We start from the raw sequence: 9003 nt of genomic DNA on the forward strand, positions 1-9003 counted from the left end.
CGTGCGCGAACCCCGTGCGCGAACCCGGACCAAAGCCCTCCGCCTGCCGGCCACCGCGTTGTCGCCCCGGCCGGCCGGCATCTCACAGCGTCATAGAAGGGGAGACAACGCATCTCTCTTCTAAGATGGAGAGTAACCATACACGTTATTCGAGAGGACAGAGTTGAACATTCTTCTGATTCTGCTCGCCCTGATCCTGTTGGTCATTGCCTCGCTCACGGTGATTGCGCTCGGCGGCCACCGCGCCGTGCCCGGCGCAGCGTTCTTCAACGCCGTGGGCCGTGACGGCCTGGGAGTCTTCGACACGGTCGACGACCTGGACGTCATCGCCAAGCCCTTCAGGGCCCCCGCATCGCAGGCCGTGCCCGCCGAGGGCCCCCGGGCCGTGCAAGAAGAGCCGGAACCCCTTCCTCTGGCCGTGCCGCATACCGGTAACGTTGAGCGGACCCTGAGCGCCCACGACTTCGTGGATCACCACGTGGACAAGCCCTCGGGCGCCTCCGCGGTATCCTCCGCCGAGAAGCCGCAGAGCGGGGAGGCCCGATGAGCGCACGCGCCGGGCTCACCGAATCGAGCGAGCCGGCGGAGCATACCGCATCCCGCGTCGAGCAGAACCGGTCCGAGTCCTTCGACGAGGCCCTGACATGGATGTACACCTCCTCCGCCGAGCGTCTGCGCCGCGTGGGGGAGCGTCTGCGCGCCCTGCCGGCCTGGCTTTCGGTGCTGCTCATCTACGGGATTTCGCGTGTGTGGGGCTTCGTGGTGTTCGCCGTGGTCGGCCAGCAGCAGCTGCGCGGCCCCTGGGGCGAGCACCTGAGCTACCTCTCCTTCATCAGCACCTGGGATGCCGGCTGGTACGAGCAGATTGCGCTCAACGGCTACCCGAGCGAGCTGCCGGTCAACGCGATGGGTGTCGTCCAGCAGAATCAGTGGGCGTTTTACCCCATCTTTCCGCTACTCTCGCAGGGAATCAGCCGCCTGACGGGCATCGCCTACTACCCGGTGGCCGCCACCGTCGCGTTGTTGGCCGGTTTCGCGGCGGCCTGGATCATCTACCTGCTCTTTGACGCCTCGGTGCAGGCGGCCCGCCTCGCGCGTTCCGGATCTGACTCCGCCGATGCTGAGCCCGCCTCCTCGCTGGCGCTGTGGGGCACGGCCCTGGTGTCGTTCCTGCCGGTGACTCCCGTGCTTCAGGTGCCTTACGCCGAGTCGCTGAACCTGGTGTTCCTGGCCGGTGCACTGCTGTGCCTCGTGAAGGGGCGTTACGGCTGGCTGGTGCCGGTTGCGGCCCTGGCCTGCCTTTCCCGCCCGGTGGGCGTTCCGCTGGGGGCGGCGGCGGGCCTGTGGTGGTTCGCCTGCTGGGTTCGGTCGAGTCGCGCTATGGGCATTGGCACGGCGTTTGTGCGCCGTGCGGGGCAGCTGGTGAGCGCCCTGCTGGTGTGCGCGTGCGCGCTGGTGTGGCCCGCGATTGCGTGGTGGGCTACCGGCCGTGTGGATGCGTACACCGCCACGGAGACGGCGTGGCGCGGTACCCATCTGGCGCCGATTCAGCCGTGGCTGACACAGGGGTACATCTACTTTGGGTATGCGGCCCCGATCCTGCTGGTTCTGCTGATCCTGGGTTTCGCCGCGCTGTGCCTGAGCCCGGTGGCGCGAAGCGTTTTGGCGGCCCCGCTGAATCTGTGGTGCGTCTGCTACTTCGCCTACCTGATTCTGTTCCTCAACCCGCAGTCGTCGACGTTCCGTCTGCTGCTACCGCTGCTCCCGCTGGTCGTGGTGATTGCGGCGCTGAGCCGTTCGCGAGCTTACCGCTGGGCGTTGCTGGTTGCGGGCGCGTGCGCGCAGTGGGGCTGGGTTGGCTGGCTGTGGCATTGGAAACAGCTGCCCGGCGGTGGAGATTATCCGCCGTAAACCGCTGATTCTTTCCAACGGGTGCTTGGGACCGCCGGTGTGCTGCCGGCGGTCTTTTGCGTTCGGGAGGCGGGCGTGTCTGCGGTAGGAGCCGCAGCGTTTTAACCCGGCGGTGGGGATTATCCGCCGTAAACCGCTGTTGTGGCGTTCTTAGCCGAGGGCGCAAAGCTTTCGGCGGGGCTTTAGCTCGCGCATCCCGCAGGTCCAGAGCTTAAAGACACGTTCGTATGGGCCCTTTTGGTCGGCGGCACCGGCCCGGAGCTGATAATCTATATTCTGTGTTTGGTATTAGTGGCACCGAGTTGATTATTCTGGCCATCATCACGTTTGTGGTGATTGGCCCCGAACGCATGCCCGAATACGCCCGTCAGATTCGCGAGTTCGTCAAGACCGTGCGCCGCATGGCCTTCGACGCTAAGGACGACTTCAAAGAGGCCCTGGGCGAGACGGGCCTGGAGGACATCAACTGGCGCCAGTACGACCCCCGCCAGTACGACCCCCGCGTGATTGTGCGTCAGGCATTCGCCGAGGATGACGCCGAGCGCGAGCGCGAGGCGAAGGCCCGCGAGGAGGCGCTGCTGAAGGAGCAGGAGAAGGCCGAGAGCCATTCCCTCCCGCGAGGCGCGTACGCCCCCTTTGACGTGGACGCCACCTAAGATTTTGAAACGAAAGAACCCCGCACCGGTCACGGCGCGGGGTTCTTTCTGTATCAGCTTTTCTGCGTCAGCTTTCTATCGGCGGCTTCTAGAGGCTCTAGCCCTAGACGAAGAGCGGCAGGCTCTGCCCCGCCCTCGACTCGCCGGAGTGTAGAAGCTTTGAGGCGATGGACTGGATCTCTTCGGCGGTCGCGGAGTCGGGGCGACCCCACACGACGGGCATGCCCTCGTCACCGCCGGTACGCAGGTTCACGTCCAGGGGGACAGAACCGAGCAGCGGGACGGGGTAGGAGAGCGCCTCCGAGAGACGCTCAGCGAGCACCTGCCCGCCCCCGGAACCGAACATGTCGAGCACGGTGCCGTCGGGCAGGGTCATAGCGGCCATGTTCTCGACCACGCCCACGACCTTCTGGCCGGTCTGCAGGCTCAGGGTGCCGGCGCGTTCGGCCACATCCACGGCGGCGTGCTGCGGGGTGGAGATGAGCACAAGCTCCGCATTGGGCAGCAACTGAGCCATGGAGATGGCAATATCGCCGGTGCCGGGCGGCAAATCGAGTAGCAGCACATCCAAGGCGCCGAAGTGCACGTCCATGATGAACTGCTCCAGCGCGCGGTGCAGCATGGGGCCGCGCCAGGCCACCGGCTCGTTGCCCTTGAGGAACATGCCGATAGAAATCACGCGAATAAAACCGCCGCCGACCTGCGCATCGCCCCAGCGGCGGGCGGGGGTGGGAACATCCACGGTGGGGGGAAGAATCAGGTCATCCAGGCGTGTGGGGGCATCGGTGATGCCGAGCAGGCCCGGAATCGAGAAGCCGTGCACGTCCGCGTCGATAATGCCCACCGAGAGCCCGCGCGAGGCGAAGGCCGCCGCAAGGTTGGCCGTCATGGAGGACTTGCCCACGCCTCCCTTGCCGGACACCACGCCGAACACGCGGGTCAGCGAACCGGGGGCGGTGAACGGGTTGGTGCGTTCGGGCTTGAGCATCGAACGCAGGGCGGACCGCTGCTGCGGGTTCATCGCGCCCACCTGCAGCTGCACTCGCTCGATGCCCTCGACGGTGGCGGCGGCCTCGCGCACCTGCTGCTCGATGGTGTTCTTCAGCGGGCAGCCCTCGATGGTGAGCAGAACCTTCACCTCGGCCCAGTGGCGGCCGGGAATCGGCTCACCGCGCTCATCCAGTTCGGGATGCACGAGCGCGGTCTCGACCATGCCGAGCTCCGTGATGGGGCGGCGCAGCTCGGGGTCCTCTACACGGGCAAGGGCCGCGTAGAGTGCGTCCTGCAGCGGGTTATCGGCGCTCACGGGCGCCTCCCTCCGGGGCATCGCCCGAGGTTTTAGCCGGGCTCTCGGCCTTCCGCTCGCCCGGGTCCTCAGCGTGCGCGGAGCCCTCGGCCTCCTCGCCCTCGGTTTCCTCACCCTCGATGCCGTCGGAGGCGTCAATATCGTCGATGGCCTCCTCCAGGTCCTCAATGTCCTCGCTGATGTCCTGCAGCTGCTCGGCGTGGCGCTCCTGCTCCTGCGCAATGTTCTGCAGTTCCTCAAGAATGTCGCGCAGCTCGCTACGGACGAAGTCTCGGGTCGCCACCTCGCGCAGGGCAATACGCAGCGAAGCAATCTCGCGGGTCAGGTACTGGGTCTCCTCCAGGTTCTGCTGATCGCGCTTACGGTCCTCGGACGCCACCACGCGGTCACGGTCGTCCTGACGGTTCTGCGCGAGCAGCAGCAGGGGAGCGGCGTAGGAGGCCTGCAGGGACAGCATCAGGGTCAGCAGGGTGAAGTTCAGGCTACGCGGGTCGAACTGCATCTCCTCCGGCGCCAGGGAGTTCCAGGCCAGCCACACGCCACAGAAAATGGTCATCCACATCAAGAACTGCGGGGTACCCATGTAGCGCGCAAACGCCTCGGTCATGCGGCCGAAGGAGTCCGGGTTAGGGCTCGAGAACAGCTTCGGCTTGCGGGTGCCGGGGGTGCTTAGCTGCGAGTCGCCGCGCTGCGGGCGGGAATCGCCGCGCTCGCGGTTGCGTTCAGCGTACTTCTTCTCCAGGCGGTCCTTGAGAATACGCGCCTTATCGATGCGGGGGTTCTCTTCAGTACGGTTTGCGTCGCGGCGGTTCGAATCAGGCAAAGCGTCGTCCTACCTTTCGTACGGGAGTTCCATCATCGTAAGTTCGCCAGTCTTCGGGCAGGAGAGCATCGAGCACGTCGTCGATGGTCACTGCGCCTACCAGGCGGTGCGAATCGTTCACAATGGGAACGATGGTCAGGTCGTAGGTCGCGAGCACGCGAGCCAGCTCTTCCAAACTAGCCTGGTCAGAGACCGGCTCGGTGTCGGTGTCGAGGATGTGGCCGATGGGCTCGCTCGGCGGCACGCGCAGCAGCTTCTGCATGTGCACCAGGCCCAGGTACTTACCCGTCGGGGTCTCCAGGGGCGGGCGCGTCACCATGACGGCAGCCGCCATTGCCGGAGGAATTTCCTCGGCGCGGATGTGCGCAAGCGCCTCGGCGACGGTCGCCTCGGGGGAGAGGATAATCGGCACCGGGTTCATGAGCGAACCGGCGGTACCCTCGTCGTATTCGAGCAGTCGACGCACGTCGTCCGCCTCGTCGGGCTCCATGAGTTCCAGCAACTTCTCACGCTGGGCGTCGTCGAGCTCGATGAGCAGGTCGGCCGCGTCGTCCGGTTCCATCTCTTCGAGGACCTGCGCGGCACGCTCGTCGTCCAGATGCGAAAGAATCTGCACCTGGTCCTCGGCGGGCAGCTCCTGCAGAACGTCCGCGAGGCGTTCGTCCTGCAGCTCGGCGGCGATTTCGACCATGCGCTTATCGCTCATCTCGTGGATGGCATCCGCCAGGTCGGCGGGCTTGGAGTTTTCGTGGTTGGCCACGAACGCGGTTGCCGCCTGCGGTTCCACGTCGGTGGAGAGCAGGGCCTCGTCCCAGTCGACGATGAGGGTCTCCTTGGAACGGCGGCGCCACGTGCTGGAGCCGGAGCTGACGCGGGAGACGAACAGCTCGGTCACGCCCCAGTCGCCGTTGCGGCGCTGCTCAATCGCGACGTCCTCGATAACGGCGTCGCCGCTGCCGTCAAGCAGGCGCACGCGGCGGTCGAAGAGCTCACCGACGATGAGGGTCTCGGAGTTGCGCTGCTCGAAGCGGCGCAGGTTCACCAGGCCGGTCGAAATAATCTGGGAGGCGTCGATGCTGCGCACGCGGGTCATGGGCATGAACACGCGTTTCTTGCCGAGCACCTCAACGATGATGCCGACGACAATCGGTTCGGTGCCCTTGGCGGGGCGGGCGCCGGCAATGGAGGCACCCAGGCCGCGTTTGAGCACGACAACATCGCGGAGACGGCCGAGGCGGTCACCGAAGGGGTCAAAAACGTCGAGGCCCAGGAGACGGGCAATGTAAATCTTGCTGGGGGCGCTGAACTTAGAATTGCTCACCCCTCTAGGGTACGCTCCGCCGCCTGGAATCGCACTTTGAGCGTTCTCGTTCTCAGCGGTGCCCGCAGGGAAGCCCCGCGGCCGGGCCCGGACAGGCCGGTACAATTAATGCCATGACTTTTCAGCTGCCGAATCTGCCCAATACCCCGCCCTCCTCGTTTATGGCCTCGCGCCTGGCCCAGGCCAACGGCCACCCCCTGCCGAGCGGCGAGCCGGTCGCCTCCTTCGTGCGCCACGACGACGCGCTATCCGCTTTTGACGTGCTGAACGAGCAACAGTTCCCGGTGACTGCCCTGTACCTGGTCAACGACGGCATCCGTCAGGTAGAGTACCCCGTGCAGACCGGCTACGGCCGCGCCCTGCTGGTATCCGCCATCCAGGGCGTCATGATCGGTCTGCTGTACTCGATGTTTGTGGCGGCCGGCGGCACGAACTTTATGAGCGCGCTGCTCTCAACGGTGCCGATTTCAGTGGCCATTTTTGTGCTGTGGCGCGTATTCGACCTGCGCCGCGGCCGCGGGGTTCGCTACCCCATGCGCACCGAGGCGATTCCCTCGCGTACCGTGCTGTACGCGCTGCCGGAGTACGCCCAGGAGGCGCGCCGCGTGCTGGGCGGTCATTCCCGCTTCTCGGCCGCGGTTGCGGCCGCGCGTGCGGCGACCGCCCCGGAGGCTTCGCAGGCGCGTGCCGCTCAGAGCACCGTCTCGATGAACGGTGCGCCGGTTCCGACCGGTGCCCCGAAGGCGCCGTCCTACCGTTCGCAGGCCGGTAGCCAGCCCGCCCCGAACCAGAACCTGCCCGAGCGCGATACTACCGCGCAGAACGCGGTGGCCCAGAGCGCGGCCCAGAACATGCCCGCGCCCGTCCAGCCCGCGCAGAGCGTTCCGCCCGCCGTCCGGGAGGCGGCAACCGCCGAACAGGTAAATAGTGCGCAGGTGACCGATCAGAAGGCAGAGCCGCAGAAGCGTCCGGCTCAGCGCTTCGGCCTGCGCGTGGACGACCCGGAGGAATACGCCAAGCTGATTCAACCCAAGCCCGAGCGTCCCACCCCGCGCCCGCAGGGTCTACGCGATAAGTCCTCGAAGGACTCCGAATAGGCTCCAGCCGCAACGGCGGAAAACAGGCGGAGAAGACGGCGACTGAGAAGAGACGCGAAAGCCCCTCACCGATTCACTCGGTGAGGGGCTTCTTACATTCTATTTAACCAGTTACGGGTGTGGTTTTGGGGGCTTCATCATCTTCCTTCTCAGGAATGGTGATACCCACGGTCACGTACTTCTTCACCGACCACCCATTCATCGCCACCGACACCGCAAAGAACAGCGCAGGCAACCACTCCAGACGAACCAGCGAATAGCCCACATACCCGAGCGCAATACACCCAGCCAAACCAGCCACGCCGACACACACGGCACGCAGGGTGCGGTATCCCTCGGTTCCCTCCTCAAAGCGGGTGCCCTGCAGGTAGAAGAGGCCCTCACGCACAACACGCAGGAACCCCGGGGTCAGGAAAAGCGCAACCGCCAGAGCCGCCGGATCATAGCCGGCAGTCATGAAACTGGTCAAAGGAACCACGAAGCACAGAACCGTGAAAATAGCCGCCGCCACGACACCCACACGGGTTGAGTACCTATTCATCTGTTCCATGCGCTGCAGGTCAGGGATATCGTCATTAGGCTCGGTCGGCTGAATGAGGAAGTAGGTAATGAATATTCCGCCAGCCATGTACCAGGAGGCAAAGTTCGTCGCCGGATCCCACAGCATTGCATCCGCAGTGCGCAGTACCCCAAAAGCGGTCAGAGCCGTCAGAACAATCAAGCCCACTGCGCTGATGGAGTGAACGAAGATAAAGAAGTGGTGGAAGAGACCGCCGTTTGATTCGTAGCCAATACCTCCCTTGAGTACTGTATCTATGGCTGAGAGGCCGATAGTACTTGCAACGAGGAACAGCGCGCTCCACGGCCAGCCCTCAATAACGGCCATCGCTATAGATGCAAGAGCTACGAAGATAAAGGCGCACCAGAGGCAAATAAGCCACAGCACTCTTAAGGTTTCAAAGAAAATATGCACCCTACTCCTTTCATTTACCCATTCCCATTTTGCTGGTTATGCGGAGCCTCCTCGACTTGATGTCGCAATGACGTTACCCCAGCAGACAATGTAGGTACAAAATTATCTACCGTATGTTTCACAGCGTACTTAGCAGCATGCTTAAGCGGTTGGGAAGTGGTTAGCTGAGATACAGCCTGATTGCGCCACCAACCACGAGAAATCAGCATCGTATGCTGACCCGGTTTCAGAAACTGTCCAACTTGATGCGACAAGAATTCCTTAGTTTCACGCGCAGGAGCCATCATAGCTACATCATCAGCCACCCCTGCGGTTCCCTTCAAGCTGGTCCAAGGCTTATAGTCGACAGCCTTACGGATTAGGTTATCTGCCCACTTCCAATCAGTTTTCTCGGCAACTTTACTAGCCAATTTACCTACCTTCGGAGTAACACCTGCAACATCCCTAGCACCAGCCATGATACGACCACCAATACCACCGGTTATACCACCAACTACGGCACCGATCGCCGCGTCCTTTGCTACTTCCTTCCATTCAAAGGACCCCTTCTGTGCCTTTTGGGTAATCATAGACATACCGGCACTAGAAACCGCTCCGGCCAAGCTGCCTACCAGAATCATAGTTACAGGGCCACCAGCAATGGACAGAGTACCTACAAACCCTCCAAGAGCCATCAGCCCGGCGCCTGCAATATACTCCCAGTTTTCCCCGAGCCACTTCTTGGGATCGTTCCAGGCTGCCTTCGCTTCCGCCTTTACCTTACCCCACAGATCCTTCGCACCCTGCCAGATTTCGATAGCTTTATTTGCGACACCTACAGCTGTCCTCTTGACCCATCCGGTAATACCAGAAGACGCTTTCAGCTCGCGATACTTCTCAAAATCCTCCACCGACACCGGCGACAAACCCCACGGAT

The 9003-nt window shown here is 63.5% G+C and carries 9 protein-coding genes; 4 read left to right on the forward strand and 5 right to left on the reverse strand.

Going from position 1 to position 9003, the window contains the following annotated elements; genetic code table 11:
* Window positions 1-163: 163 nt before the first annotated feature.
* From HMPREF2944_RS03310 to HMPREF2944_RS03320, 3 genes are all read left to right on the forward strand, one after another.
* A complete protein-coding gene (locus HMPREF2944_RS03310) occupies window positions 164-547 on the forward strand; it encodes a hypothetical protein (RefSeq protein ID WP_049332089.1) in 384 nt (127 codons plus the stop codon).
* Window positions 544-1911 (forward strand): hypothetical protein, encoded by a 1368-nt coding sequence (locus tag HMPREF2944_RS03315; protein WP_070680407.1) that lies wholly within the window; start codon window positions 544-546, stop codon window positions 1909-1911. Before HMPREF2944_RS03310 ends, HMPREF2944_RS03315 begins: the two co-directional genes overlap by 4 nt.
* Before the next feature lie 278 nt (window positions 1912-2189).
* Complete coding sequence (locus HMPREF2944_RS03320) at window positions 2190-2567, forward strand: twin-arginine translocase TatA/TatE family subunit (RefSeq protein WP_049332091.1); 378 nt, start codon at window positions 2190-2192, stop codon at window positions 2565-2567.
* 103 nt (window positions 2568-2670) lie between these two features.
* Here HMPREF2944_RS03320 and HMPREF2944_RS03325 read toward each other — a convergent pair whose 3' ends face one another.
* The 3 genes from HMPREF2944_RS03325 to HMPREF2944_RS03335 are packed head-to-tail and all read right to left on the reverse strand — an operon-like array spanning window position 2671 to window position 6017.
* Window positions 2671-3873 carry a P-loop NTPase gene (locus tag HMPREF2944_RS03325; protein WP_070680411.1) on the reverse strand — a complete coding sequence of 401 codons (1203 nt, stop codon included), beginning with the start codon at window positions 3871-3873 and terminating at the stop codon, window positions 2671-2673.
* Window positions 3860-4696, reverse strand: coding sequence for a DUF1003 domain-containing protein (locus tag HMPREF2944_RS03330; protein ID WP_083313058.1), 837 nt, complete (start codon window positions 4694-4696; stop codon window positions 3860-3862). The genes HMPREF2944_RS03325 and HMPREF2944_RS03330 overlap by 14 nt, the downstream gene beginning before the upstream one ends.
* Window positions 4689-6017: a magnesium transporter MgtE N-terminal domain-containing protein gene (locus tag HMPREF2944_RS03335; protein ID WP_049343908.1), complete on the reverse strand. Its 1329-nt coding sequence runs from the start codon at window positions 6015-6017 to the stop codon at window positions 4689-4691. The genes HMPREF2944_RS03330 and HMPREF2944_RS03335 overlap by 8 nt, the downstream gene beginning before the upstream one ends.
* A 113-nt stretch (window positions 6018-6130) precedes the next feature.
* Between HMPREF2944_RS03335 and HMPREF2944_RS03340 the strand changes: the two genes are divergently transcribed.
* A complete protein-coding gene (locus HMPREF2944_RS03340) occupies window positions 6131-7114 on the forward strand; it encodes a hypothetical protein (RefSeq protein WP_070680415.1) in 984 nt (327 codons plus the stop codon).
* A gap of 103 nt (window positions 7115-7217) precedes the next feature.
* On the opposite strand, the gene HMPREF2944_RS03345 is transcribed toward HMPREF2944_RS03340, so the two are convergent.
* Both HMPREF2944_RS03345 and HMPREF2944_RS09225 read right to left on the reverse strand, forming a co-directional pair.
* Complete coding sequence (locus HMPREF2944_RS03345) at window positions 7218-8087, reverse strand: hypothetical protein (protein WP_070680418.1); 870 nt, start codon at window positions 8085-8087, stop codon at window positions 7218-7220.
* Window positions 8088-8101: 14 nt separating this feature from the next.
* On the reverse strand, window positions 8102-9003 hold a 902-nt coding region (locus HMPREF2944_RS09225), incomplete at its 5' end, for a hypothetical protein (protein ID WP_168165815.1).

Source organism: Rothia sp. HMSC072E10 (assembly GCF_001813965.1).
Taxonomy (GTDB): domain Bacteria; phylum Actinomycetota; class Actinomycetes; order Actinomycetales; family Micrococcaceae; genus Rothia; species Rothia mucilaginosa_A.

Bases quoted from the DNA above. Each gene is read 5' to 3' on its own strand.
- HMPREF2944_RS03315 (WP_070680407.1), top strand. From the start codon at position 544: ATGAGCGCACGCGCCGGGCTCACCGAATCGAGCGAGCCGGCGGAGCAT.
- HMPREF2944_RS03340 (WP_070680415.1), top strand. From the start codon at position 6,131: ATGACTTTTCAGCTGCCGAATCTGCCCAATACCCCGCCCTCCTCGTTT.